Annotated in this window: 24 protein-coding genes; 8 read left to right on the top strand and 16 right to left on the bottom strand. The window is 71.4% G+C overall.

Features of this window, described 5'->3' with window-relative positions; genetic code table 11:
* Window positions 1-662: 662 nt before the first annotated feature.
* The 5 genes from LNW71_RS13740 to LNW71_RS13720 all read right to left on the bottom strand — a co-directional run bounded on the left by LNW71_RS13740 (window position 663) and on the right by LNW71_RS13720 (window position 5120).
* Window positions 663-1634, bottom strand: a complete 972-nt coding sequence (locus tag LNW71_RS13740) for a hypothetical protein (RefSeq protein WP_250968501.1) — start codon at window positions 1632-1634, stop codon at window positions 663-665.
* Window positions 1631-2536 carry an ABC transporter ATP-binding protein gene (locus LNW71_RS13735; protein ID WP_250968500.1) on the bottom strand — a complete coding sequence of 302 codons (906 nt, stop codon included), beginning with the start codon at window positions 2534-2536 and terminating at the stop codon, window positions 1631-1633. The genes LNW71_RS13740 and LNW71_RS13735 overlap by 4 nt, the downstream gene beginning before the upstream one ends.
* Window positions 2536-2943 carry a GntR family transcriptional regulator gene (locus tag LNW71_RS13730; RefSeq protein ID WP_250968499.1) on the bottom strand — a complete coding sequence of 136 codons (408 nt, stop codon included), beginning with the start codon at window positions 2941-2943 and terminating at the stop codon, window positions 2536-2538. Before LNW71_RS13730 ends, LNW71_RS13735 begins: the two co-directional genes overlap by 1 nt.
* A 91-nt stretch (window positions 2944-3034) precedes the next feature.
* On the bottom strand, window positions 3035-3979 hold the full coding sequence (gene mshD / locus LNW71_RS13725) for a mycothiol synthase (protein ID WP_250968498.1): 945 nt from the start codon (window positions 3977-3979) through the stop codon (window positions 3035-3037).
* A gap of 70 nt (window positions 3980-4049) precedes the next feature.
* A complete protein-coding gene (locus tag LNW71_RS13720) occupies window positions 4050-5120 on the bottom strand; it encodes a PDDEXK nuclease domain-containing protein (protein ID WP_250968497.1) in 1071 nt (356 codons plus the stop codon).
* A 210-nt stretch (window positions 5121-5330) separates the two neighbouring features.
* Here LNW71_RS13720 and LNW71_RS13715 point away from each other — a divergent pair, with 210 nt between their 5' ends.
* Complete coding sequence (locus LNW71_RS13715; RefSeq protein ID WP_250968496.1) at window positions 5331-7214, top strand: bifunctional UDP-sugar hydrolase/5'-nucleotidase; 1884 nt, start codon at window positions 5331-5333, stop codon at window positions 7212-7214.
* Between the two features lie 180 nt (window positions 7215-7394).
* Window positions 7395-8288: a phosphatidylinositol-specific phospholipase C domain-containing protein gene (locus tag LNW71_RS13710; RefSeq protein WP_250968495.1), complete on the top strand. Its 894-nt coding sequence runs from the start codon at window positions 7395-7397 to the stop codon at window positions 8286-8288.
* A gap of 67 nt (window positions 8289-8355) precedes the next feature.
* Here LNW71_RS13710 and LNW71_RS13705 read toward each other — a convergent pair whose 3' ends face one another.
* Both LNW71_RS13705 and LNW71_RS13700 read right to left on the bottom strand, forming a co-directional pair.
* Entirely contained in the window at window positions 8356-9009 is a 654-nt protein-coding gene (locus LNW71_RS13705) for a hypothetical protein (protein WP_250968494.1), read from the bottom strand.
* A gap of 171 nt (window positions 9010-9180) precedes the next feature.
* Window positions 9181-10734, bottom strand: a complete 1554-nt coding sequence (locus tag LNW71_RS13700; RefSeq protein ID WP_250968493.1) for a sodium:solute symporter family protein — start codon at window positions 10732-10734, stop codon at window positions 9181-9183.
* Window positions 10735-10915: 181 nt separating this feature from the next.
* On the opposite strand from LNW71_RS13700, the gene LNW71_RS13695 reads away from it, so the two are divergent.
* Window positions 10916-11728: an IclR family transcriptional regulator gene (locus LNW71_RS13695; protein ID WP_250968492.1), complete on the top strand. Its 813-nt coding sequence runs from the start codon at window positions 10916-10918 to the stop codon at window positions 11726-11728.
* A gap of 106 nt (window positions 11729-11834) precedes the next feature.
* On the opposite strand, the gene LNW71_RS13690 is transcribed toward LNW71_RS13695, so the two are convergent.
* From LNW71_RS13690 to LNW71_RS13650, 9 genes are all read right to left on the bottom strand, one after another.
* A complete protein-coding gene (locus LNW71_RS13690) occupies window positions 11835-13481 on the bottom strand; it encodes a glycosyl hydrolase family 79 C-terminal domain-containing protein (RefSeq protein ID WP_250968491.1) in 1647 nt (548 codons plus the stop codon).
* Between the two features lie 129 nt (window positions 13482-13610).
* Entirely contained in the window at window positions 13611-14879 is a 1269-nt protein-coding gene (locus LNW71_RS13685) for a glucarate dehydratase family protein (RefSeq protein ID WP_250968490.1), read from the bottom strand.
* Window positions 14879-15811: a 5-dehydro-4-deoxyglucarate dehydratase gene (locus LNW71_RS13680; RefSeq protein WP_250968489.1), complete on the bottom strand. Its 933-nt coding sequence runs from the start codon at window positions 15809-15811 to the stop codon at window positions 14879-14881. Before LNW71_RS13680 ends, LNW71_RS13685 begins: the two co-directional genes overlap by 1 nt.
* A gap of 218 nt (window positions 15812-16029) precedes the next feature.
* Window positions 16030-17463, bottom strand: coding sequence for a HAMP domain-containing sensor histidine kinase (locus tag LNW71_RS13675; protein WP_250968488.1), 1434 nt, complete (start codon window positions 17461-17463; stop codon window positions 16030-16032).
* Window positions 17460-18191 carry a response regulator transcription factor gene (locus LNW71_RS13670; protein ID WP_250968487.1) on the bottom strand — a complete coding sequence of 244 codons (732 nt, stop codon included), beginning with the start codon at window positions 18189-18191 and terminating at the stop codon, window positions 17460-17462. The genes LNW71_RS13675 and LNW71_RS13670 overlap by 4 nt, the downstream gene beginning before the upstream one ends.
* Before the next feature lie 77 nt (window positions 18192-18268).
* Complete coding sequence (locus LNW71_RS13665; RefSeq protein WP_250968486.1) at window positions 18269-18472, bottom strand: hypothetical protein; 204 nt, start codon at window positions 18470-18472, stop codon at window positions 18269-18271.
* A gap of 10 nt (window positions 18473-18482) precedes the next feature.
* Complete coding sequence (locus LNW71_RS13660; protein WP_250968485.1) at window positions 18483-19646, bottom strand: S1C family serine protease; 1164 nt, start codon at window positions 19644-19646, stop codon at window positions 18483-18485.
* A gap of 116 nt (window positions 19647-19762) precedes the next feature.
* Entirely contained in the window at window positions 19763-20812 is a 1050-nt protein-coding gene (locus tag LNW71_RS13655; protein ID WP_250968484.1) for a LacI family DNA-binding transcriptional regulator, read from the bottom strand.
* A 24-nt stretch (window positions 20813-20836) separates the two neighbouring features.
* Window positions 20837-21640: a response regulator transcription factor gene (locus LNW71_RS13650; RefSeq protein ID WP_250968483.1), complete on the bottom strand. Its 804-nt coding sequence runs from the start codon at window positions 21638-21640 to the stop codon at window positions 20837-20839.
* Window positions 21641-21941: 301 nt separating this feature from the next.
* On the opposite strand from LNW71_RS13650, the gene LNW71_RS13645 reads away from it, so the two are divergent.
* From LNW71_RS13645 to LNW71_RS36915, 5 genes are all read left to right on the top strand, one after another.
* Complete coding sequence (locus LNW71_RS13645; RefSeq protein WP_250968482.1) at window positions 21942-22841, top strand: S9 family peptidase; 900 nt, start codon at window positions 21942-21944, stop codon at window positions 22839-22841.
* Between the two features lie 62 nt (window positions 22842-22903).
* The gene (locus LNW71_RS13640; protein WP_250968481.1) at window positions 22904-23158 is read left to right on the top strand and encodes a MoaD/ThiS family protein; all 255 of its coding nucleotides are present in this window, start codon (window positions 22904-22906) and stop codon (window positions 23156-23158) included.
* Window positions 23159-23168: 10 nt separating this feature from the next.
* Window positions 23169-24737, top strand: coding sequence for a hypothetical protein (locus tag LNW71_RS13635; RefSeq protein ID WP_250968480.1), 1569 nt, complete (start codon window positions 23169-23171; stop codon window positions 24735-24737).
* A 149-nt stretch (window positions 24738-24886) separates the two neighbouring features.
* Window positions 24887-25576 carry a DUF2993 domain-containing protein gene (locus LNW71_RS13630; RefSeq protein ID WP_250968479.1) on the top strand — a complete coding sequence of 230 codons (690 nt, stop codon included), beginning with the start codon at window positions 24887-24889 and terminating at the stop codon, window positions 25574-25576.
* 223 nt (window positions 25577-25799) lie between these two features.
* Window positions 25800-25907: a putative leader peptide gene (locus LNW71_RS36915; RefSeq protein ID WP_351392369.1), complete on the top strand. Its 108-nt coding sequence runs from the start codon at window positions 25800-25802 to the stop codon at window positions 25905-25907.
* Window positions 25908-25984: the final 77 nt, after the last annotated feature.

Genomic DNA, 25984 nt, shown 5'->3' with positions numbered 1-25984 from the left:
TGTCCGGCGCCATTCCCGTTCGAACCAGATCCAGCTGACGTCGTGTCATTTGACGAGCGCGCCGCTCCTCAAAGTACGCGAGAGCGGCCACCGCCCCTCCTCGCGTATCACTGCGGGCGAAGGAGTACACGGCAACAGACCGCCGTACCTCTTGTGGCAACGGGCGCCGCCCCTCCAGCGCGGCTGAGCGCAAGCGCTGGGAGCTGTAGCGGAGCTCGCGCACCAGGACGGCCCTCCACGGGCTCCAGGGACGCGAGGCTGCCCGCCCAGAGCTGGCAACGTTTCGGCGAATATGGTGGGCGCTTCTGGCCATGTCCCCACTCGTACCGCAGGTATCCACCACGGCGCCATCGGTTTTTCCTCGGCTGGCGCAGCAGCGGCCAGCCAGGTTCCCCCAGCGTCGCTAGTTCAGAGAATCCGAAGCCCACCTGACCTGGGCACTCATCACCCTCATGACCAGACGTCTCACTCGCAAAGGCCCTCGCTCCGACTGGTCGAGGAAGTCATGAATAGCGGGTCGGAACGATCAAGGCGGCGATCAGCCCGGTCATACCTGGCTGCCTCGCGAGTGCACCCACCGCGCCAAGAAGGAGTCCCAAAGGCAAGTCACTTAAGGCAACTGCGTTGGCCCGCTCGGCCCCCGGACAGGGCTGTCCGGGGTCTCAGGCGTGGCGGCGGCGCAGCACCCGGAAGGCGACGGCGACGGCGACGACGGTGAGGACGAGGACGACGCCCGTCCCAACCAGCTGGAGGGGCCAGAAGTGCGAGGCGGGGTGGTAGTCGACGTAGGTGCCGGTGACGTGGTGGTCGGCCAGGCAGCGGTCCAGGCCGGGCTGCGCACCTCCCCGCTCGCAGGTCTCGCCGGGCAGCCGGGCGTCTCCTGCCATCAGCCCCCCGGCGACCCAGAGCGACTCGTCGGGCAGGCGGGCTGCGGAGTTCAGCGGGGTGACCACCGTGCTGACCGCCCACAGGCTGCTGCGTGCGGCGGCGAGCGCGAGCGCCACGGCGCCGTAGGCCAGGACCGTGACGCTCATGGCGAGGAGCGTGCGGCGCACCAGCAGAGCGGCGAGCGCGCCGAGGGCGATGGCCAGCAGGGCCGAGGCCACGGGCAGGGTGCCCATCGCGGCGTACGCCGTCGAGTCGTACCAGGCCACGCGGTCGGTGTCGGGGGAGGTCCGGCACCAGGCGAACACGGCCGAGAGCACCGGCACCGCCACCACGGTGATCGCCGCCGGAACGGTGAGCTTGGCGAGGAGCCATCGGGCGGGGGAGACGGACTGGGACCAGGCCAGCCGGTAGGTGCCGTTCTCCAGCTCCCGGCCGATCATCGGACCGGCGACGAACAGGCCGATGGCGGCGGGCAGGACCGTCATGGCGGTGCCCGCGTACCGCAGCACGTCCCTGAGCCATGCCTGGTGGCTGAGGACGTCGTCGAAGGCTGCGTAGCAGCGGGGGGAGGTGTACAGGTGCGAGCAGCCGGAGTCCGCGAACGAGTCTGCCGTGCGCGAGTTCCACCACATGGATGCGGTCAGCAGAACGACCCCGGCGAGCGCGAGCGCCCCCGCGATCCACAGGACACGGCGGTGCTGGAGGACGATGACGCGGGCCGGGCCGCGCAGGGTGATCGTGCTCATGCCGCGCTCACCGACTCACGGATCATCCGCGCATCCGCGCTCGGCGTGAGGAGCGAGGGTGCATCGGGCGACCGCAGATGTGCCAGCAGCAGCTCCTCCAGGGACGGTTCGGTGCTCTCCCAGGCCGAGTTGTCCACCGGGCCCTCCTTCCGGACGAGGGCGGTCAGCTGTCGCCCCGTGGTGCGGGACTCGACGACGGTGTGCGGGGCGAGGTCCCGGACGGGGCCGGTGAGCAGGGTGTGCGCGGCGAGCAGGTCGTCCGTCTCGCCGCCCAGGCGGATCCGGCCGCCGTCGACGAGCAGGAGGTAGTCGCAGGAGCCCTCCAGCTCGGTGAGGATGTGGGAGGACATCACGATGGTGGTGGAGTGTTCGGCGGCCTCCACCATCAGGGCACCCATCAGCTGGTGCCGTGCGAGCGGGTCGAGGTCGGCCATCGGCTCGTCCAGCAGGAGCAGTTCGGGGCGCTTGCCGAGGGCGAGGGCCAGGGCGAGCCGGGTGCGCTGGCCGCCGGACAGGGTGCGGACCTTCGCATCCGCGGAGAGCGGTTCGGCGATGCGCTCGGCGGCTTCCCGGTCCCAGGTGGCCGGGTTCAGCTCGGCTCCCGCCCAGAGGGTCTCGGCGACGGTCAACTGCGGGTACAGCGGCTTGTCCTGGGCCACGAAGGCCATCCGGCCGCGGGCCTCGGCGGGCGTCGAGCCCAGCACCCGCAGGGTTCCCTCGGCCGGCCGGAGGAAGCCTGCGGCGAGACCGAGCAGGGTGGACTTCCCGGCGCCGTTGGGGCCGACGAGCGCGCAGACGCGACCGGCCGGCAGCCGGAAGGAGCAGTCGCGCAGCGCCCAGCCACCGCCTCTGCGGCGGTACTTCATGCCGAGGCCGTCGGCCTCGATCGCTGCACCTGTCATCAGTCCTGGTCCCCCTTGAATGTGCTGTCCAGTACGGCGGTGAAGAGCGCGCTCACGTCGTCCTTGTCCAGGCCGGCCGCGCGGGCGCGGCGGGCCCAGTCGGTGAGATCGGCGCGCAGCGGTGCGTCGTCGGCTGCCGCCGCGCTGCCGAGAGTGCGGGTCACGAAGGTGCCGAGGCCGCGCCGGGCCTCGACGAGGCCCTCGCGCTCCAGCTCCCGGTAGGCCTTGAGCACGGTGTTCGGGTTGATGGCGGTGGCCTCGACGACCTCACGTGCGGTGGGCAGCCGGTCGCCCGGCTCCAGCAGGCCCAGGCGTAGGGCCTGTTTGGTCTGCTGGACGATCTGGAGGTACGTGGCGACGCCGCTGCGCCGGTCGATGCGGAACTCGACCGCTGCGGACTCTGCCATCTTCACCCCTTTCACTAATTGAGTAGTGAAAGCGTGGCGCAAAGAAGGGGCGGCGTCAAGCGACGCCGCCCCCCGAGTGGGTCCTGGCTGCTCAGGACTCCGTGCGGTACATCAGGTCCACCTCGTGGGTGGTGAAGCCCATCCGCTCGTACACCGTCACGGCCGCGGTGTTGTCCGCATCGACGTAGAGCATCGCGGTGGGCAGCCCCTCGGCGGCGAGATGGCGCAGCCCGATCGCGGTGAGGGCCTTGCCCAGGCCGCCGCCCTGCGCGTCGGGCCGGATGCCGACCACGTACACCTCGCCCAGTTGCTCCTCGGCGTGCACCTTCGTCCAGTGGAAGCCGATCAGCTCGGCGGCGTCGGCGCCGTCGGCGGGCTCGCGCTCCGCGAGGAAGAAGCCCTTCGGGTCGAACCAGGGCTCGGCCTTGCGGTCGTCGAGGTCGCGCTGGGTCAGTGAGCCCTGCTCGGGGTGGTGGGCGAACGCGGCGCTGTTCACGGCGAGCCAGGCGGCGTCGTCCTGGCCCGGGACGAACGCACGGACGGTGACACCCGGCGGCAGTACCGGCTCCGGGATGCCCAGCGGGCTCAACGGGCGCCGCAGCTGGCGCAGTTCGCGGAAGAGCGAGAGGCCGAGTACCTGCGCGAGGTGGCGGGCCGCGGACCGCCCGCCGTGCGCCCACACCCGCAGCCGCTTGCCGGTGGCGGCGAGCAGCGCCGCGCCGAGCGCCCGCCCGTGCCCGTGGCCGCGGTGCGAGGGGTGCACGACCAGCTCGGCGGCCGGCGCCTCGACGGGATCGGTGTCCTCCAGCTGCGCGTACCCGACCAGCACGTCCCCGGCGGTCAGCAGGAAGTGCCGCACGCCTTCCCGGTGTCCGCCCCGCAACTGCAGCCGCCCCTGCTCGGACACGGCCTGCCTGCCGTCGGACCGGGCCGCCTCGGCAAGGAGCTCGGAGACGGCTCCCGCCTGGTCGGGGGAGAGTGTGTCGAGGGTCTGGATCTCGCGTCCGGGGGCCGGGAGGGGTACGTCAGTCGTCATGTCTACGAGCGTACGGGGACGGGGGTGCGGAACGGCGGTCGGCGCCGGACCCGGCGCAGGCCGGAACGGCTCACCTGGCGTCGGGCGCGGTGTGCAGCACGTCGTCCGCGATGCGGGAGAGGTCCTCGGCGCTGGGTAGCAGTGCGCGGACCCCGTCGGGCAGTGCGGCGTACGTGCTGACGGCCAGGGGCTGGTTGTGGCCCCGCAGCGCGTACTCGACCATCGCCCGGTCGCGGCTCTCGGCGATGAGGATGCCGAGAGTGGGCCCGTCGCGCTCCTTGTCGCGGACCAGGTCGTCGACCACCGAGACGTAGAAGCCGAGCTGCCCGAAGTGCTCGGGATGGGCCTTGCGGGTCTTGAGCTCCAGCACGACGTAGCAGTGCAGCTTGCAGTGGTAGAAGAGCAGGTCGATGCGGTATTCACTGTCGCCGACCACGACGGGGTACTGGCGTCCGACGAAGGCGAAGCCGACCCCCAGCTCGGTCAGGAACCGGATCAGGTGGGTGACGAGAGCATCCTCCAGATCCCGCTCGGCGGGCCGGCCCTCCAGCTCGGTGAAGTCGAGGCGGTACGGATCCTTGAAGATCTGCTTCGCCGCGTCGGAGCCGGCGGGAAGCGTGACGTCGAAGTTGTTGGCCGCGGCGCCCTCGGCGAGGTGCAGCTTGTTGTGGATCATCGAGCCCAGGTGGTCGCGGGACCAGCCGTGATGAACGGCGTGCTGGGCGTAGAAGTCCAGCTCGAAGCGGGTCTTGCACTTGCTCATGAGGGTGACGATGTGGCCCCAGGGCAATTGTCCAACGGCTTGTTGGACAATTGAGTCGGGCCATGTCCTGGCCATCTGCTGCATGTAGTGGAGGTTGGACCGGCTGAACCCCCGCTGGTTCGGGAACTCGGTCCGCAGCTCGGTGGCGATCCGGTCGATGACCTTCGTGCCCCACTTCTCGCCGCGCTGCCGCTCCAGGATCGTCCGCCCGATCTCCCAGTACATCCGGAGCATCTCGGTGTTGACCTTGAGCTGTGCGCGCACATGCGCGCCCCGCACGTCCGACTTGAGGCCGTCGGTCATCTCGTGGAAGCCGGGCGGCAGTCCTGACCCCTGCTGAGCAGGTACGACGGCCTTCGGTGTGGTGTTGCTTTCCATGGCGTACAGATTTGCGGCCTTGATGCAGGCGGTGACGTTTCTGCTCGCATATGTACGCCATAAGGGTGAACGGCCCCGTTCCGATCGGTCGGCAACCAGTTCGTAACCCCAAACACCTGTCGCGCTACGCGCGTTGACTCTAGGCTGCGGCACGCAGTCTCCAGACTCGTCACCACTCTCAAACCTCCCGCTGAACTCACAAGGGGACCGATGTCAGCGACACCGCAGAAGAACCGTGCGACCCGGCGGGTGCTCGCCGCCGCGGCCGGTCTTGCCACCGTCGGAGCGCTCGTCGCCGCCATGCCGGCCGGCGCGCAGGAGCGCGGACACGGGCACGGCAAGGACCACGGCCCTCACACGCCGGCCCGGACCGTCGACGTACAGCTGCTGTCCTTCAACGACCTGCACGGCAACCTGGAGCCGCCGGCCGGCTCGGCCGGCACGGTCAGCGAGACGCAGGCCGACGGCACGGTGAAGGCCGTTCCGGCCGGCGGCGTGGAGTACCTGGCGTCCTCGCTGCGCACCGCGCGCAAGGGCCACCCGTACTCCATCACCGCGGCAGGCGGCGACATGGTGGGCGCGAGCCCGCTGCTGTCGGGGCTCTTCCACGACGAGCCGACCATTGAGGCGCTCAACAAGATCGACCTCGATGTGACGAGCGTCGGCAACCACGAGTTCGACGAGGGCGCCACCGAGCTGGCCCGCCTCCAGAACGGCGGCTGCCACCCGGTCGAGGGGTGCTACGAGCAGGGCAAGAAGTTCAAGGGCGCCGACTTCCCCTACCTGGCCGCCAATGTGACGGACGAGAAGACCGGCAAGCCGATCCTCAAGCCGTACACCGTGTGGAAGAAGAACGGCGTCAAGGTCGGCTTCATCGGGGTGACCCTGGAGGGCACGCCGAACATCGTGACCGCCAACGGCGTCAAGGGCCTGAAGTTCCACGACGAGATCGAGACGGTCAACAAGTACGCCAAGGAGCTGGACCGGCAGGGCGTCAAGTCCATCGTCGCCCTGATCCACGAGGGCGGCGCGCCCGCCTCGACCTCGTACAACTACGACTGCGACAGCCCGGGTGCCGGTGACGGCATCTCCGGGCCGATCACCGACATAGCCAAGGGCATCTCGCCGAAGGTCGATGCGCTGGTGACGGGCCACACCCACCAGGCGTACGTCTGCACGGTTCCGGACCCGGCGGGCAACCCGCGCCTGGTCACCTCGGCCTCGTCGTTCGGCAAGCTGTACACGGACACGACGCTCACCTACGACCGTCGCACCAACGACATCGTGCGCACGGCGGTGAAGGCGCCGACGGCGTCGAAGCGCCACGGGCACCCGCACCACCCCGCGCCCGCGAACCCGGTCTCGGTGAACCACGTCGTCAGCAGGGACCAGGCCCCGGCCACGGACATGACGGCGCTCATCGCGCGCTGGAACACCCTCGCGGCGCCGATCGCGAACCGGCCGCAGGGCTTCATCTCCGCCGACATCAACGGCCGCGGCTCCACGGCCCCCGAGAAGCCGCTGGGGAACCTGATCGCCGACGCGCAGCTCGAGGGCCTGGCCCCGGCGGACAAGGGCGGGGCGGTCGTCGCCTTCATGAACCCGGGCGGTATCCGCGCCGACCTCGTCTACAAGACGACGGGCAGCGAGGGCGACGGCGTGGTGACGTACGGGGAGTCGTTCACCGTGCAGCCCTTCACCAACATGATGAACGTCGTCAACCTGACCGGTGCGCAGCTCGTCACCGCGCTCCAGCAGCAGGTCAGCGGCGCCAACGAGGCCAGCCCGAAGATCCTTCAGGTGTCGAAGGGCCTCACGTACACCCTGGACATGACGAAGTCGGGTGCGGCCCGGGTGGTCACCGACACGATCAAGCTGAACGGTGCGGCGATCGACCCCGCCAAGTCCTACCGCGTCGCCATGAACGAGTTCCTGGCGGGCGGCGGCGACGGCTTCGCGGCGCTCGGCGCGGGCACCGACAAGCTGGTCGGCGCCTCCGACCTGGACCTGTTCAACGCCTACCTGGCCGCGCACTCCACGGCCGCAGCGCCGCTGGCGCCGCCGGCGACGGACCGGATCACGGTCATCCAGTAGGTCCCAGGACGCAGGACGTACCGCACGGCGGATGCGCGGGCGGGGGCGATGCCCCGGCCCGCGCATCCGTCGTTTTCGCGCCGTCCTGCATGGCGGGCGCCCGCACCCTGTTCCCTGTGTGACGTGTGCCGGTCATAATCCCGGAGCTGACCCCCCACGGCACCCCGGAGGCCTTTCCGTATGAGCCCGTACACAGCGAACCGCCGGAACTTCCTGGCCGGCGCACTGGCCGTTTCCGCCACCGCCGTTCTCGGCGCGGCGCCCGCCCGTGCCGAGGCCCGGCAGGCCCGCACCGTGCAGGACTGGATGAGCGGCATCCCGGACGCCACCGCGCTGCAGCGCCTGACCGTCCCCGGCTCGCACGACTCCGGCGCCCGCTACGGCGGCCCCTGGACCGAGTGCCAGAACACCACGATCGCCGAGCAGCTGAACAGCGGGCTGCGCTTCCTCGACGTGCGCTGCCGGATCACCGGTGACTCCTTCGCGATCCATCACGGCGCCTCGTACCAGAACCTGATGTTCGGCGATGTGCTGGGCGCCTGCTGGGACTTCCTGGACCAGCGGCCCACCGAGACCGTGCTGATGCGGGTCAAGCAGGAGTACTCCGAGGAGAGCGACGAGGCGTTCCGCCGGATCTTCGACCTGTATCTCGACGCCAAGGGCTGGCGGCCGCTCTTCCACATCGATCCCGCGCTGCCGACCCTGGGACAGGCCCGCGGCAAGGTGGTGCTGCTCGCCGACAACGGGGGTCTGCCCGGCGTGCGTTACGCCGATCCCGCGCTCTTCGACATCCAGGACGACTACATGGCGGAGCCGTTCGGCAAGTACCCGAAGATCGAGGACCAGTTCCGCCGGGCGGCCGCGCAGCCGGGGAAGCTGTTCATGAACTACGTGAGCACCGCGGCGCTGATGCCGCCCCGCTGGAACGCGGACCGGCTCAACCCGCAGGTCCAGTCGTTCCTCGACGGCACCGGCACCTCGGGCTGGACCGGGCTCGGCATCGTCCCGCTGGACTTCCCGGCGACCCGGCCCGGACTGGTGGAGTCGCTGATCCGGCACAACCCCACCGGCTGAGCCGGGCGCGGTCGCGCGTGCGCGGGCCCGCCGCCGTGATCGGTGGTGGCGGGCCCGCGGGCGCCTGTCAGGGGAGGGTGGTCGGCAGGCAGCTGCGCGGGATGAAGTACCAGCTCTGCAACCCGACGCCGTCCGTGCCGCCGCCGCGCGGGTCCCGGACCATGACGAAGTTGCCGTCGCGGGACACGTAGCGCCACAGCACCGTCTGGCCGAGCGCCACCTGTCCCTGCACCGGGGTGCTCGCGGTCGCCGGCACGTCCCACGGGCTGACGTTCCCGTAGCCGGTGATGTGCGTGCCGTCCCAGGTGGCGCAGCCGGCCCCCGCCACGGTCGCCACCGAGGCGCCGTCCGACGTGCCGCCGCCGATCTGTCCGTTGGTGAACGCCGAGGTCGGCAGGGTGGCCGCCGCGCCGCAGCTGTCGGTGGTGGCACCGTCGCCGGAGACCGCGCCGGCGTACGTCCACAGACAGGTGTTGATGGTGCCGAAGACGCGGCCCCAGCGGTAGCCGTTGTCCTGGTCGCCGTGCACGTCGACCGTCCAGCCGCGGTAGGCGGTTCCGATGACGTACGAGGCGGGGCTGCGGCGCAGCAGGGTGTAGTCGGTGTCCACCTGCTTGCGGACCGCTGCCTGGGCCGAGGACTGCTGCACGGCGGCACCGGGTACCACGGCGACCGCGGCGGCCGTGGCAATGCCCAGTATCAGTGCCTGAGTTCGTCGCAACACTGTTTCCTCCTGCTTGTGGGGGGATGTTCCGATGGCGGTCGCGCTGTTCCTCGGCTGGGGGGGGAGGGGTCTTGCGGCAGGTGCCCGTGTCCTCTCGGTCGACGGCCACCATCCTGCCCACGAACCGGCGCGGGACACGGGCCGGCCGTCGGTGCGGGCCTGCGGGGCTCAGTCCTCGGCCCTGGACACCGGCTGCTGCTCCCGTACGGGTGCGGGTACGGCGCCGGTCCCGGCGTAGGCGCTGCCGTCGTCGTCGCCGTCGGAGGACACCGCCGCGACGAGCGCGTCCGCCTCCGGGCTGGGCTCGGGGCTCACCAGCCCGATCACCAGGTAGAGCACCAGCGAGGTCACCAGCGGGGTGAGGACGACCGTGGTCTGGTCGGTGCTGCTGATCCCGTACTTGACGATCCAGTACCCGATCAGTCCCGCGGCCCAGGAGATGAGCGCCGCGCGCGGCCCGAACCTGCGGAAGGCGGGCAGCAGTCCGAGCAGCAGGGGGATGGAGATGGGGCCCATGACGGCGGCGACGAGCGCGACGATGATGCCGAGGACGCCGCCGAAGTGGTCCGCCTCGATGGCCACGAGCATGCTGAGCGTGATGAAGGCGACCGTCACGATCCGGGCGGCGAGCAGCGCGGACTTCTCGCTCATGCCGCGGGCCCTGCGGGAGATGACGGGCATCATGTCGCGGGTGACGACGGCGGAGATGGCGTTGGCGTCCGAGGAGGCCATGGCCATCGTGTGGGAGAACATCCCGGCGAGCGTGAGGCCCACCAGGCCGGCGGGCAGGAACTTCTCGCTCATGAGCGCGTAGACCTGCTGAGGGTCGGCGACGTGCGGCAGCAGGACGGGTGCGGCGACGGACGGGAAGAGCAGGAAGGCCGGCCAGATCAGGTAGAGCACCGCGGAGAGTCCGGCGGAGCGGCGTGCGTCGCGCGGGGTCTCGGTGGCCATGTAGCGCTGGGCCAGGTTCCACATGCCGCCGTTGTACTCGAAGATCTTGATGATGATGTAGGCGGTCAGGAAGGTCGCGGTGTACGGGCCGACCAGCGGCTCGGTGTGGTGCGCGGGAAGGTCGTCCCACAGCGTGCCCAGGCCGGAGATCCCGCCCAGCTTGCCGAGCACCACCACGACCATCGCGACGGCGGCTATCCCCTGGATGACGAACTGGCCGAAGTCGGTGAGGGCGTCCGCCCAGAGGCCGCCCACCGTGCAGTAGAACAGCGTGATCACACCGGTGAGCACGATGCCGCTGTTCATGTTCATGCCGGTGAACACGTTGAGCAGGATCGCCACCGAGGCCCACTTGGCGGCCACGTCGAAGACCTTCAGCAGGGTCCCGCTCCAGGCGAGGGCCTGCTGGGTGGGCACGTTGTAGCGCGTGGCCAGGTACTCCAGCGGCGAGGCCACCCCGTAGCGCTTGCGCAGCCGGTTCCAGCGGGGCGCGAAGACCACCGCGCCGAGGCCGGTGCCGATGGCCAGGGGTATGAACGCCCAGACGTAGACGGTGATCCCGTAGCTGTAGGCGACCGCGGCGTAGGCGACGAACACGGCGGCGCTGTAGCCGGACATGTGGTGGGAGATGCCGGAGAGCCACCAGGGCATCCGGCCGCCGCCGGTGAAGTAGTCGCTGACGCTGCTGACGCGCTTGTGCGACCACAAGCCGATCAGCAGCATCACGACGAAGTAGCCGCCGAGAGCGACCCAGTCCAACGCAGCCATGTGAACTCCTAGTTGCCGGGTCGGCTCTCGCCGGCCGGCGGTGGGGCAGTGAGCGGTGATTACGGTTCGTTCGACGAAAACGCGGTCTGCATATGTAGACATGGATTTCATCCATGGACATCGATCAGGCGGGAGGCTAGCCCGCCGTATGATGACGGTCAATGACTTGGGAGGGTTTTCATTGGTTGGACAAAAGGCGACCCCGTCCACGAGCGAGACCGAGGAGTCGGGACGCGGCCTGGTCAAGTCGGCGGAGCGTGCGGTCCTGATCATGGAAGCCCTGGCGGCCTCCTCCGAACGGCTGTCCCTGGGGCAGTTGCAGGAGGCCACCGGCTATCCCCGGTCCAGCCTCTACGCCCTGCTCCGCACCCTCAGCGCCCTCAAGTGGGTGGAGAACCCCGAGGGTGATCTGGCCTTCGGCATCGGGCCGCGCGCACTGCTGTGCGGCACCGCCTACCTGGACCGTGATCCGGCGCTGCCGCCGGCGATCCGCCAGATCGAGCGCCTGCGCGAAGAGGTCGGCTACACCACCCACTACGCCCGCCTCGACCTTCCCCACGTCATCTATCTGGCCAGCCGCGAGGCGACCGACTCCCACCGGCTCACGTCCCGGGTGGGGCGCCAGCTCCCTGCCCACGCGACCGCGCTGGGCAAGGCGCTGCTGGCCGAGCTGACCCCGCCGGAGGTCGAGCTCCTGATGGCCGACGTCGAGCAGGACCAGCTGACCGAGAACACCGTCACCAGGCGCGGCGAGCTGCGCGCCGAGCTGGAGGAGGCCCGCGAGCGCGGGTGGGCGGTGGAGCGCGAACAGAACACCCCGGGGCTGTGCTGTGTGGCGGCCTCGGTCCCGTACCGCATCCCGGCGACCGACGCCATCAGCTGTTCGATCCCGGTGGCGCAGGCGACCGAGAAGGAACTGGCCAGGGTGGGCGAGGCCGTTCTGCAGCACGCGGTGGACCTGGCCCGCAACCTGCGCCGCGAGGGCATCAGGTAGCCGGCCCGCCGCCGGGCGGACGGGCACTCCGTCCGCCCGGCGGTGCACCTCCTGATGCCTCTCGTTCGGATCATGCCGGGGCTCGCGTGCCAAGGCGGCGCCGTCCCTAGCGGGACAGCGTCACCAGCTGCGCCGTGCCCGGCGCCACGCTGACCGTCGCGGACCGGTGACCGACCTGCACGGGAGTCGTCCGGGGTGTCCCGGACGCCCTGCCCGCCGGGGACACGGTGCGGCCGCCCAGACTGACGGCGGAGGCGTCCGTCGAGGCGAGCCCGTCCGCCGCCGAGGTCCGCAGCGTCACCGCGCGGCCCCTGCCGTACGAGGACGGGAGGCCGATCGTGACGTCGTCGCTCGTGCTGCCGGCCGTCGCAGGGTCCTGGACGTTGATGAGCACCAGCGTCAGCTCGCCGCCCCGGCCCTGCACGCCGTACGCCCGCAGCCTGCCCAGATCGGCGTCCGCGAGCCCGAGGTCGACGAACCGGCCCTGCGGGACCTGCCGGAACGCCCAGAGGCCGTAGTACAGCGGGGTGGCCGAGAGCCCGTTCGCGTCGAGCTCCGCCCGGTCCGCCGCGCAGAACGCCCCGTAGTAGCGGTAGGAGACCGGGTACTCGGCCGAGTCGCGGGGCTTGAAGTCCCCGCAGACCGCCGCGGTGTTGGTGTGGAACTCGACCTGGCTCACGCCGCTCTGCGCGGTCTGCATCAGGTGGTCCAGCGACCACAGCGACGTCACGTACGCGTTGCTGACACCCGGCTGGCCGCTGCACGAGGCGCTGTTGGACTCGTTCAGCGTCATCGGGATGCGGTCACCGAACCGGGCCCCGATCTCCCTGATGCCGGCCAGCTTGGTCCGGGTCTTCGTGTACGTCTGCGGCGCGAGGACCTGCGGGAGCGGCATGTCCGACGTCCCGCAGTGGCTGCCCGGGTACAGGTGGGAGGAGAGCTCGGAGAGGATCCTCTCCGGCTTCACGGTGGTGTCCGCCGCCGCGGCCGAGGCGAACTCGTCGAGCCTGGTGTTGGTCGCCGCCGTGTTGGCCGACGGGCCGAGCACCTTGATGCCGGCGTGCGGGAGGGCCGCGTGGATGGCGGCCTCGTAGCGCTTCACCGTCTCCCACATGTCGCCGCCGGTCATGGTGGTGACGTTGTCGAACTCGTTGCCCACCTCCACCGCCAGCAGGTCGTCACCGAGCGTCTCGTGCGCCGCCTTCACCTCGGCGACCACCTGGTCGAGCGACACCTTCGGGGCCGGGTCCTTCGCCGGGTCCTTCAGCACGGCCGGGTCGACGACGGACTTCAGCGGGACGCCGAGGGTGACCTTCCACCCGGAGGCGCGCACCAGCTTCCGCAGCGCGTCGAGGTCGGACCGGTCGACGGTGCCGCCGATCGCCTCCTTCGGCGCGGGCGAGCCGCTCCATCTGCCGAACGCGGGCCACACCAGGTCCATCGAGTAGCCGCCCAGCCGGAGCACCCCGTCGTTCCCCAGAGTCCTGAGCCGGTCGGCCATCCGGTCCTCGGTCAGGTACCCGTGGGCGAAGTCCGCGGACTCGACGGAGAAGCCCTGGTGGTCGCCGGTGAGGCGGGCACCGGCGCTGTCCGCCGTGGCGTTCAGCGTGAACGCGGTGCCGGTGGGGGTGTCGTCGCCGCTCCGGGCGAAGGCGTGCCCCGCGGGCAGGGCGGCCCCCGCGACCAGGGCCGCGGCGAGTGCCGTTCGGACGAGCCTTCGCCGGGCGGTGCCGCGCGCGTTCCGGTCATTCATCGTTGAATCTCCTTCAGCGTTTCTCGCGTGCAACAACAAGAGGAGGCGGCTAGCCGCCGTCACCCGGCGGGCGCCGCCGTGGCCGGCTCGGCGGTGAAGCCGGCCGGGGCGTCGTGACGATGCCGGGCGCTACCAGCGCGGGGACTGCGCCCGGTAGCCGGGTTCGATGCTCTGCATGTAGCCGGTGTCGTCCCGGTTGCGCAGGCCGCACCGCAGGTACTGCTCGTGCAGCCGGGCCAGCGCGTCCCGGTCGAGCTCGACGCCGAGTCCCGGGCCGGTCGGCACCCGTACCGCTCCGTCGGAGAACGCCAGCGCGCCCTCCTGGACGACCTCCTCCGACTTCCACGGCCAGTGGGTGTCGCAGGCGTAGGTGAGGTTCGGGGTGGCGGCGGCCAGGTGCGTCATCGCGGCAAGGCTGATGCCCAGATGCGAGTTGGAGTGCATGGACAGCCCCATGCCGAAGGTGTCGCAGATCCCGGACAGCAGCTTCGACCGGTGCAGCCCGCCCCAGTAGTGGTGGTCGGAGAGGACCACCTGGACCGAGTCCTGGGCGACGGCCGGGGCGAGCTGGTCGAAGGCGACGACGCACATGTTCGTCGCCAGCGGCATGCTCGCCCCGCGCGCGACCCGGGCCATTCCTTCGAGGCCGGGCGTGGGGTCCTCCAGGTACTCCAGTACGCCGTCGAGCCGGCGGGCGACCTCCAGGGAGGTCTCCACGCTCCACGCGGCGTTGGGGTCGAGCCGCAACGGGGTGTCGGGGAAGGCCTCGCGCAGCGCCAGGACGGCCTCGATCTCCTGCTCGGGAGGGAACACCCCGCCCTTCAGCTTGATCGCCGAGAAGCCGTACGTGCCCACCATGCGCTGCGCCTGGGCGACGATTCCCGCACTGTCCAGTGCTTCGGGGTAGTCGTCGGGGGCCGCGCCGGGATGGCCGGCCCACTTGTAGAAGAGGTAGGCGCTGAACGGCACGTGCTCGCGCACCGCGCCCCCCAGCAGGTCGGAGACCGGGCGTCCGGTGGCCTTGCCCCGGATGTCCAGGCAGGCGACCTCGAAGGGGGAGAAGACCCGGTCCACGGTGGAGCTGGAGGTGATCATCCCGGTGAGTCCGTGGCCGTCGGTCCCGCTGTCGCCGCCCAGCACCTCGGCCACCTTGGCGTGCATCGCGTTCAGCGCGTGCACGTCCATCCCGACCAGCGCCCGGCCGGCCGCCGTCAGCCGCCGCAGATGGCCCTCGTCCGCGTAGGTCTCACCCAGCCCGGTGATCCCCTGGTCGGTGGTGACCTCGATGACGGCGCGCAGCGCGTACGGCTCGTGCACACCCACGGCGTTGAGGAGCGCCTGGTCGCGGAAGGCGACCGGCGTCACCGAGACCGAGGTGATGTTGATGGCGTCGCCCATCAGACCGTCACCTCCGCGCACAGCGCGAGGCCGGCCGCGGTGATGCTCCGCAGCTCCTCCAGGTGCTCGGGCGCGGGATCGGCCAGCGGCGGCCGCACCCCGCCGACATCGAGGCCGCGCTGGCGCACGGCCGCCTTGACCAGCGAGACGGCGTAGCCGGGGACCAGGTCGCGCAGTGCGATCAGCGGGTGGAAGAACACGCTCTGGAACCGCTCGACCAGGCGGTCGTCGCCCTTGGTCACGGCCTCGTAGTAGGCGAGGGAGATCTCCGGCGCGAAGCAGAACACCGCGGAGGAGTACAGCTCGACGCCGATGCCCCGGTAGACGGGCACGGTGGCCTCGGCGGTGGGCATGCCGTTGAAGAACTGGAAGGGCTTGTCGCCGCCCCCCTCCCGCAGCGCCGAACGGACCGCGACCACACTGCGGGCGAGCTGCTCCAGATCGCCGTGGCCGTCCTTGAAGCCCACGACCTGGGGCAGCAGGGCCACTTCCACGGCGGACGCGGTGTCGAAACGGGCGGTTCCCCGGTTGTAGACGATGAGCGGCAGGTCGGCCGCCTCCGCCACCGCCCTGGTGTACGCGACGAGTCCGGCGGGCGGCCCCTGGACGAGGTACGGCGGCAGCAGCAGCAGACCGTCGGCCCCGGCCTCCCGCGCGGCCCGGGCGAACTGCCGGGCGAGCGGCAGTGCCCCGCCGGTACCCGCGTACACCGGCACCCGGCCGTCGACGACCTCGACGGCCGCGCGCACCACCTGGGCGTACTCCTGGGGTTCGAGGGCGTGGAACTCGCCGGTGCCGCACGCGACGAAGACGCCGCCGGGGCCCGCGTCGAGACCGGTACGGACGTGCTCGGCGAGCGCCCGCAGATCGACCGAACCGGAGGAGGTGAACGGTGTCACCGGAAAGAACAGCACGCCGTCGAACGTCGACAACTCGGAGCTCCTCTGCTCAACGCGTCTACATATGCAGATGATGTACACATCCGCAGATCGCATTCGGGACTGTAGGCGCGCGTTCCGGGAGCGGTCAACCCTCCGTACCGCGGGTCATCGGCCGGGGAGCGGGACCCGGACATGCCGAAGGGCGCCTGCCGGTTCGTGTGCGACGACGAACCGGCAGGCGCCCTTTTCCTTGCGGGACTCGGGACCGCTCAGTGATCCGGTGGCGGCTGCGGCGCTCCCGGCAGCCGGATCGCGGCTTCCGTGCCGCCGCCCGGCGCCGGGTTCAGGGCGATCTCGCCGCCCGACTGCTGGACCGTGCGCGCGACGATCGACAGGCCCAGGCCCGAGCCGGGGAGCTGGCGGGCGGACGGGGAGCGCCAGAAGCGCTCGAAGACGTGCGGGAGTTCGTCGGCGGGGATGCCGGGGCCGTGGTCGCGGACCGTCAGCTCACCGCTGTGCAGGGCGACCTCGACGGTGCCGCCGGGCGGGCTGAACTTGACCGCGTTGTCCAGGACGTTGACCACCGCCCGCTCCAGCGCGGCCGCTTCCGCCCGCACGTACCAGGGGTCCAGGTCGGCCGTGACGGTCAGCTGGGGGCCGCGCAGCCGGGCCCGGTCCAGGGCGGTCTGCGCGATGTCATGGAGCGCGACCACCTGGAGCGGGCCGTGCTCGGCGGCGTCCGGGCGGGCGAGTTCCTGGAGGTCGCCGATGAGTGAGGCGAGCTCCGTCATCTGCGCCTTCACCGAGGTCATCAGGGCCCTGCGGTCGTCGGGCGGGATGGCCCGGCCCGTCTCGTCGCTGCGGGCGAGGAGCTCCACGTTGGTGCGCAGGGAGGTCAGCGGGGTGCGCAGCTCGTGGCCGGCGTCCGCGATGAGCTGTGCCTGGCGGTCGCGGGAGGTGGCGAGCGAGGCGGTCATCGAGTTGAAGGAGCGGGACAGCCGGGCGATCTCGTCCTCGCCCTCGACCGGGATGCGGACGGTCAGGTCCTCGGTGCGGGCGACGTGCTCGACGGTCTCGGTGAGCTCGTCCACGGGACGCAGACCGGACCGGGCGACCCACAGCCCGGCCGCGCCGGCGCCGACGACTCCGATGCCGGAGACGATGAGGAGGAGCCAGGCGAGGCTGGAGAGGGGTTTGGTCACCTCGCTCGCGGGCCGGGCGATGGACACGGCGAGGCCGGTGAGCTGCGGCCCGGCCCTGTTGGGGAGCGGCGAGGTGTAGACGCGCATCCGCACGCCGTTCGCCGCAGTCTCCGAATGCAGCGCGCCCTGCTGCACCCCGTTGACCACCGCGAGGTCGGCTGCGCTCACCGGAAGTTCTGCCGCCTTCGTGTCCTCCCCTGCCTTCGGCGCCACGCAGACTGTGCCCCTGGAATCGACGAGCTGGACGGTGTCCGCGCCGGAGAAGGGCCGGGGCGGCTGTGCACTCGTTCCCGTGCAGTACTTGTACAGGCCGCTCAGATAGGCCTCGTCGACGGTGGAGTTGCGCAGTGTCGCGTCCCGCTGGTGCTCCAGCTGCGCCTTCGTCACGAACCAGCACGACGCCGCCACCGCCGCCACCGCCACCGCGACCGCGGTCGCGACCAGCAGGGCCAGCCGGGAGCGCAGCGGCAGGGCGCGGAAGCGGTGCAGGGGCCCCGTCACCCGTCCCCACCCCCGGCCCGCAGCGCGTACCCGACGCCCCGCACCGTGTGGACCAGGCGGGGTTCGCCACCCGCCTCCGTCTTGCGGCGCAGGTACATCACGTACACGTCCAGGGAGTTGGAGCTGGGTTCGAAGTCGAAGCCCCACACCGCCTTGAGGATCTGCTCACGGGTCAGCACCTGGCGCGGGTGGGCCAGGAACATCTCCAGCAGGGTGAATTCGGTACGGGTCAGCTCGACGCGGCGGGTGCCTCGGGTGACCTCGCGGGTGGACAGGTCCATCCGCAGGTCGGCGAAGGACAGCACGTTGTCGTCGGGGACGGGCCCGCCCGCCGAGGCCGCGTACGAGCTGCGGCGCAGCAGGGCCCTGATGCGGGCGAAGAGTTCGTCCAGCTCGAAGGGCTTGACCAGGTAGTCGTCGGCGCCCGCGTCGAGTCCGGTGACGCGGTCGCCGACGGTGTCGCGGGCGGTGAGCATCAGGATGGGCGTGGTGGTGCCCGTGGCGCGGATGCGGCGGGCGGCGGTCAGCCCGTCCATCCGCGGCATCTGGATGTCGAGGACGATGAGGTCGGGGGCGTAGGACTCCGCCTTCGTGAGGGCGTCGAGACCGTCGACGGCGACCTCGGTGCCGTAGCCCTCGAACGCGAGACTGCGCTGCAGGGCCTCGCGCACGGCGGGCTCGTCGTCGACGACCAGGATGCGCTGCGGATCGTCTTCGGCGGGGCTCATCGCTGCTTCGTCCTCTTCTCGTTCCGTGCGGAGCGGAGCGGGGCGCGGCGCGCCCGGCCCCTCGGCTTCTCAGCCCCTCAGCCTCGCACGGCCGTGGCGCGGCGTCGCGCGGCACGGCTTCTGCGGCTGCCGTCGGTGCGGAGTTCGGCGGCGCGGGGCTGCTTCCCCGCGGTCCCCGCACCCTGCTCCGTGGTCCGCTCGGCGAGGAACGCGACGAGTGCGAACGTCAGGGTCAGGCCGGCGGGGCCGGTGTCGGTGGCGTTGTCGGTCAGGTGGTGCATGGCTGTCTCCTCAGGAGCTGTTGCCGGCCCGCAGGGTGTCGAGGTCGGCCTTGAGGGTGTTCACCGGGATGGCGAAGCCGAGACCGACGCTGCCCGCACTGGAGCCGCCGGAGCTCTCGGCCGAACTCGCCGAGTACATGGCGGAGTTGATGCCGATGATCTCGCCGTTCATGTTGATCAGCGCACCGCCGGAGTTGCCCGGGTTGAGCGAGGCGTCGGTCTGCAGGGCCTTGTACGTGGTGGTGGAGTCGCCGGTCTCGCCGTTGAACTGCTGGCCGCCGAACTCGAACGGCCACTGCTGTCCGCCGCTCTGCCCGCCCTGTTCCTGGCCCTGGCCCTGTCCCTGCCCCTGGCCGCTGTCGCCGTCCTTGGCGACGGTGACATCGCGGTTGAGCGCGGACACGATGCCGCTGGTGACGGTGCCGGTGAGGCCCTCGGGTGAGCCGATCGCGACGACCTGGTCGCCGACGGCGACCTTGGAGGAGTCGCCGAGCGTGGCCGTCTTCAGCCCGCTCGCGCCCTGGAGCTTGATCAGCGCCAGGTCCTTGTCCGGGTCGGTGCCGACGACGTCGGCGGTGTACGTCTTGCCGGTGCTGAGCGTCACCTTGACCGAGGAGGACCCCGCGACGACGTGATTGTTGGTGACGATCTCGCCGTCGGACGTGATGATCACGCCGGAGCCGGTGGACTCGCCCGCGGTCGAGGCCGCCTTGATCTCGACGATCGTCGGCGAGAGGGCCTTGGCCACGCCGGAGACGGTGCCCTTGCTGCTCTGCGAGACCGTGGTGCCGGGGATGACGCCGCTGCCCGTGCTGTCGGTGCCGTGGTCGGTGAGCTGCCCGATCACGGTGGCGGTGCCGCCGCCGACGATCGCCGCGGCGATGGCCACCGCCGCGAGCAGCGCGACCGGGCGGCGGACCCGGCGCCGGGAGGGCTGCGGCTCGGGCGCGGGGTACGGCAGCCCGTGTCCCCGGAAGCCGTCACCGCCACCGTGGCCCTGGCCGCCGGTGTACTGCCCGTCGGCCTGGCCGGGGCCGGGCCACACGGTGGTTCCGGGACCCGTGCCGACCGGCTGCGCGGGCTGGTATGACGGCGGCGGCGGGTAGGCCGCGTCGCCGTTGCCGCACGAGGGGTACATCGGGTACTCGCCGCTCGGGCGCTGGCTCTCTGTCATGTCTACGAGAGTGTCCAGCGAAGATGAGAGCAACGTGAGTACGCCCTGAGAAGCCCGGCAGAACCTCGTATGCCCGATATAAAGACCCTGCGGTGCCTGCCCTCCGCGGCAGGCGGTTAGGGCAGCACCCGCGCCGCCGGGGGCTCCCCGCAGCCGCACGAGCGCCGTACCACCAGGGCGGAGGGGAACTGCTTCAGCCGTTCCCGTCGCGAGCCCGACACCCGCAGCGAGTCGTCGAGCACCAGGTCCACGGCCGCCCGCGCCATCGCCGGGCGGTCCGAGAAGACCGTCGTGAGCGGCGGATCGGTCAGACCGGCTTCCTTCACGTCGTCGAAGCCCGCGACCGCGAGCTCGCCCGGCACGTCGATCCGCAGCTCGCGCGCGGCCCGCAGCACGCCGATGGCCTGGTCGTCCGTCGCACAGAAGATCGCCGGGGGACGGTCCGGGCCCGCGAGGAGCTCCAGTGCCACCCGGTAGGCGTCGTAGCGGTTGTACGGGGCCTGGAAGAGCCGGCCCTGCGTCGAGCGTCCCGACTCGTGCATCGCCCGGCGCCAGCCCTCGACGTGGTCGGCGACCGGGTCGCCGACCACCGGGGTCGACTCCATGCCGCCGAGGCACGCCACGTACTCGTTGCCGTGTTCCAGCAGGTGCCGGGTGGCGAGCTGGGCGCCGCCGACGTCGTCGGTGACGACCGCGACGTCGTCGATCGCCTCGGGCCGCTCGTGGAGCAGCACGACCCGGGCGTCCCACGCCTCTATCTCGGCGGCCGCGCGCTCGCTGGGGCCCTGGCTGACCAGGATCAGCCCGGAGACCCGCATGCCGAGGAACGCCCGCAGGTAGTGGACCTCGCGCTCGTCGCGGTAGTCGGAGTTGCCGACCAGCACCATTTTCCCGCGCTCGGCCGCGGCCTGTTCGACCGCGTGCGCCATCTCCGCGAAGAACGGCTGCCGCGCGTCCGGCACGATCATCCCTATGAGATCGGTCCGCCGCGAGGCCATCGCCTGGGCGACCCGGTCGGGCCGGTAGCCCAGCTCCTTGATCGCGGCGAGTACCCGCTCGCGCGTGGCCGGGGCAACCGGCCGGGGTCCGTTGTTGATGACGTAGCTGACGACCGCGGTCGACGTCCCCGCCAGTCTCGCCACATCGTCCCGCGTCACCTTGGCCACGCGCGGCAGTCTACGCGGATGGAACTACCTCTTGGCAGGCCGGACCGGGGCTTCTTCCGTCACCTCGGCAACCTCCGGCTGCTCCGAACGGGTGAGGGTTTCGGCGGCCGCCTTCGCGGCGGCAGCCTTGGCCTCCTCGGCGGCGGCCCGCTCCACCTTCTCCGGTGCGACGAAGCGGTAGCCGACGTTGCGGACGGTGCCGATGAGCGACTCGTGCTCGGGGCCGAGCTTGGCGCGCAGCCGCCGGACATGGACGTCGACCGTCCGCGTACCGCCGAAGTAGTCGTAGCCCCAGACCTCCTGGAGCAGCTGGGCACGGGTGAAGACCCGGCCGGGGTGCTGCGCCAGGTACTTGAGCAGTTCGAATTCCTTGAAGGTCAGGTCCAGGACCCGGCCCTTCAGCTTCGCGCTGTACGTCGCCTCGTCGACCGACAGGTCGCCGTTGCGGATCTCCATCGGGGAGTCGTCGGAGGTGATCTGCTGCCGGCCGGTGGCCAGCCGCAGTCGCGCCTCGACCTCGGCGGGGCCCGCCGTGTCGAGCAGCACGTCGTCGATCCCCCAGTCGGCGGTGACGGCCGCCAGGCCGCCCTCCGTGACGACGAGGATCAGCGGACAGCCGGGTCCGGTGGACCGCAGCAGCTGACAGAGCGAGCGGACCTGAGGCAGGTCACGCCGTCCGTCGATGAGAATGACGTCGGCACCCGGGGTGTCGACGAGAGCGGGTCCTTCGGCGGGGGCGACCCGCACGCTGTGCAGCAGGAGGCCGAGGGCGGGAAGCACCTCCGTCGACGGTTGGAGGGCATTCGTCAGGAGCAGCAGTGAACTCATCGCCGCCCACCTGCCTGGGTCGTCGGTCGATGATCGTGCACGGTTGGCTCGCCCATTACGTCGGTCCTCCTCGTTCCCTGCGAGAGGGGCACTCCCGGGTGGGACCCGGGGGAGTATGCGGCACTGCTTCGTACGCTTATTCGTGTGTTCCGTACGACGTTTCGTCATACGGTTTTTACCGGTGCGGCCCCGCGCCCAGGACCGCTGAGCTTGTCGAAACGTCGTCGTAACAACGCGCGGAAAGCACAAAAGGACCCGGGGGCTGCATTGCCCGGATCCTCTTCCCAGCAGAATAGCCCACATGAGTTCTGTGTCCGAGGGGCGATTTCGGAGTTCCTCTGTTCCCTTGATCACGCGCGGGTCGTTGCGGACCACATTGCCGGCCGATGACGGGGTCCTGATCGAGGCGGTGTACGACCCGTGTACGGCGGATGACGGCGCGGGCGCGGCGGCCGGTGACGCGGGTACGGCGATCGTCGTCGCGCACGGGTTCACCGGTTCGGTGGACCGTCCCGCCGTGCGCCGCGCCGCGGGGGTGTTCTCCCAGCGTGCGGCGGTGGTCACGTTCTCCTTCCGGGGGCACGGCGGCTCCGGCGGCAGGTCCACGGTGGGCGACCGCGAGGTGCTGGATCTGGCGGCCGCGGTGGCCTGGGCGCGGTCGCTCGGACACCGGCGCGTCGTTACGGTCGGGTTCTCCATGGGCGGTTCCGTGGTGCTGCGGCACGGGGCGCTGTATACGGCTCCCGCGGCGGAGGCCGAGGGCGTCCGATCCGTTGCGGCGCACGGGGGGCGCACAGAAGCGCGTGAGGGGGCGCACGCGGATGCGGTGGTGTCCGTGAGCGCCCCGGCGCGCTGGTACTACCGGGGTACGGCCCCGATGCGGCGGCTGCACTGGGTGGTCACCCGCCCCACCGGCCGGCTGGTCGGGCGGTACGGCTTCCGGACCCGGATCGACCGCAACGACTGGGACCCGGTCCCGCTCTCCCCGGTCGACGCGGTCCCGCACATCGCCCCGGCGCCGCTGCTGATCGTGCACGGCGACCGGGACCCGTACTTCCCGCTCGACCACCCGAGGATGCTGGCCGCCGCCGCGGCGGACGGGGCCGCTGAGCTCTGGCTGGAGCGCGGCATGGGACACGCGGAGAACGCGGCGGACGAGACCCTGCTCACGCGCATCGCCGACTGGGCGATGACCCGGTGACGCGGTGAACGATGATGGACAGCCGAATGCGTGAGCCGACGCGAGACGAGAGGAGCGCAGCCATGCCTGCGGGAACGATCCGCTACTGGGCAGCGGCCAAGGCCGCGGCCGGAACCGCGGAGGAGCCGTACACCGCCGCGACGCTCAAGGAAGCGCTCGACACGGCGCGCGAGCAGCACCCCGGCGAGCTGACCCAAGTGCTGCAAAGGTGTTCGTTCCTCATCGACGGTGACCCCGTCGGGACCCGGAGCCATGAGACCGTACGCCTTGCCGAGGGCGGCACGGTCGAGGTGCTCCCGCCGTTCGCAGGAGGGTGAACCGCAGAACATGAGCAGCAGCGATCAGCAGCATCCGTACCCGCAGCAGCCGTACGGGCAGCAGCCGCAGCCCGGACAGCAGCAGCCGTACCGGGACCCGGCCGATCCGTCCTACGGCGGGCAGGCGTACGGGGAGCGGCCCCAGGCGGACCAGGGGTACCCGGAGTCGCCGTACGGGCAGCAGCCCTACGGCGGTCAGCCGTACGGCGACCCGTCCTACGGCGACCCGTCCTACGGCGACCCGTCCTACGGCGACCCGTCCTACGGGCAGCAGGCGCCCTACGCGGGAGACCCGGCCGGGTACGGCACGCAGGGCGCGTACAGCCCGCCCCAGGCTCCCCAGCACCCGCACCAGGCCGCGCAGCAACAGCCGTACGAGCCCCAGCAGGCCGCGCAGCAGCAGCAGCCGTACGAGCCCCAGCCCTACGAGCCCCAGCAGGCCGCGCAGCAGCCCTACGAGTCCCAGCAGCCCCAGCAGGCTTCTCAGCCGCAGCCCGGGGCCGGCTGGCCGGCCGGGCAGCAGGGCGTGGCGCAGACCTGGGAGGGCCAGACCTGGGACACCCAGTACCAGCCCACCATCCGGCCGGCGCAGGTGTCACAGCCGTCTCAGCCTTCGCAGCCGTCCCAGCCGGCTCAGGGTGTCGCGCCCGACCGGCCCGCCGCCGACAACGCCTACCTGCCGCCGCAGGGCGCGTCCGGCTCGTACCCGCTGCCCCCCGAGGCCGCGGCGGCCCCCGGTGCGCCCGCTCCGGAGGCGGCCCCCGCGGCCGCCGCGCCGGGCGAGGACGGATACAGCGCGCCCACCACGCTGGGCAACAGCCGCATCACCGACGCCCAGCGGGCGCGCGCCGAGGGCCGTTCGCCGATCATCGCGCCCGGTCTGCAGCCGGCCGCGATCACCGCGGGGCTCGGGCTGCTGCTCGCGCTCGGTGCGGCCGTCGGCTCCTACGCACTGGTCGTCCCGCTGGTGCTGCTCCAGGCGGTGACCGCGGCCGGCTGGTTCCGGCTCAACGGCATGTGGCCGGCCCGCCAGGGCATCGCGCTCGCCTTCGCGGGCGGCCTCGTCGCCGACGTGGCCCTGCTGGCCGCGGGCCGGGAGAACGGCCCCGCCGCGATCCTCGGCACCCTCGGCGTCTGGGTGCTGCTCACCGTCGTCCTCCAGCTGCGCAGCCGGGCGGACGCCGACGAGCGGATGCAGGGGCTGATGGCCACCGTCGCCTCGGCCGCCCTCGCGATCCTGGCTGCCGGGCACCTCGCGGCGGTTCCGGACGCCGTGACGGTCGGCGGGGTCGCCGTCGCACTCGCGGTGCTCGTCCGGGCGCTGCCGCTGCCCGGACCGGCCTCGGTGGTGGCGGCGCTGGTCGTCGCAGCGGGTGCCGGCGCGGTGGCGGGCGTCGCCACCGACCTCGGCGTGCAGGGTGCGCTGCTCGGCCTCGCCGCGGGCGGCTGTGCGCTGATCGGGCTGCGGGTGGCGAGCTATGACTACCCGTCACGCTTCGTGCACATGACCGCCGGAGTGGCGCTGCCGCTCACCGCGGCCGCCCCCGCCGTCTATCTGATCGGCCGCATGATCTCGTAGCCCGTCACGTGCGCACAGGCAGGCCGAAGCCCTCCGCGGGGAACCGTCGGGGGGCTTCTGCTCGTCGATCACCCGGGGCGTGACGTGCGGCCGCAGTAGGCTCACGGACTCCAGGAGTCCGAACGGACGCAGGTGGGGGAGAACTAGGCATGCGTGCACTGCGAATACTGCTGGTCCTCGTGGTGGTTCTGGCCGGTGTGTTCATCGCCGTGGACCGTGCGGCGGTCTATTTCGCCGAGGACCAGGCCGCGGACCGGGTGCAGGTCTCCGGGGCGCGGATCGGCTCGACGGACGTCTCCATCAAGGGCTTCCCGTTCCTGACCCAGGTCGCCGGATCGGAGCTCGACGAGGTCGACGTGAAGATCACCGGCATCGAGACCAGCGCGGGCGGCCGCAAGCTCCGGATCAGCAGGATGAACGCCGAGCTGCACCAGGTGCGGCTGACCGACGGCTTCTCCGGCGCCACCGCCGCACGGGCGACCGGCACGGCCGTCGTCTCGTACAAGGACCTCACCGCGGCTGCCAGTGAGGACGTCGCCGTCGAGTACGGCGGCAACGGCAAGGTGAAAGTGACCGGCGCGGTCAACATCCTCGGCCGCACGATCTCCCGCAGCGTCCTGTCCACCGTCACCCTGGTCGACGGCCACACCGTCCGGGTGCACGCCGACAAGGTGCCGGGCGAGGGAATCCCCGGACTCGAGGCGCTGGTGCGCGAGAAGACCGACTTCGAGCGTGAGGTCGGCGGACTGCCGAACGGCCTGAAGCTGCAGCGGATCCAGCCGACCGCCGAGGGGCTGGAGATCTCCGTGACGGGCACCGACGTCGCTCTCGCCGGATAACTTCCGCCGCGGCCGGGTAGTGGGTCGCTACCGCCTGTGCGCACCCCCGCGCCACATACTGAGACGGCCGCGTCCGTTCCGTAGATGTCCGGTGCGCGCCGAACCCCCGCGGGCGGCCCGAGGGCGGCCGCTTCTCCCTCTGTATCTCGCATGATGGACGATCGTGTCTCAATATGCGACACAACGGTGACATGTCCGGCCGTACGTCCCTACGATCGGTCCCATGCAGTGCTCTATTAGCGGTCTCCGACAGCGGGGACAGGCGGATCTCACGAAGCGGCGGGCAGTGGACCTGTGCCGCGTCGCCGCCATGCTCTGTCGCACTGTCTGAGCGGGATTCTGTCGATTTCCCGCATTCCCGGCCCTTCGACCGTTCGTCGGGGCCATCCCGATGCCTCTGTGCACGCG

This window comes from Streptomyces sp. RKAG290 (genome assembly GCF_023701695.1).
Classification (GTDB): domain Bacteria; phylum Actinomycetota; class Actinomycetes; order Streptomycetales; family Streptomycetaceae; genus Streptomyces.
The sequence above is the reverse complement of the archived record's forward strand: the minus strand, read 5'-3'. Positions and strand labels throughout refer to the sequence as shown.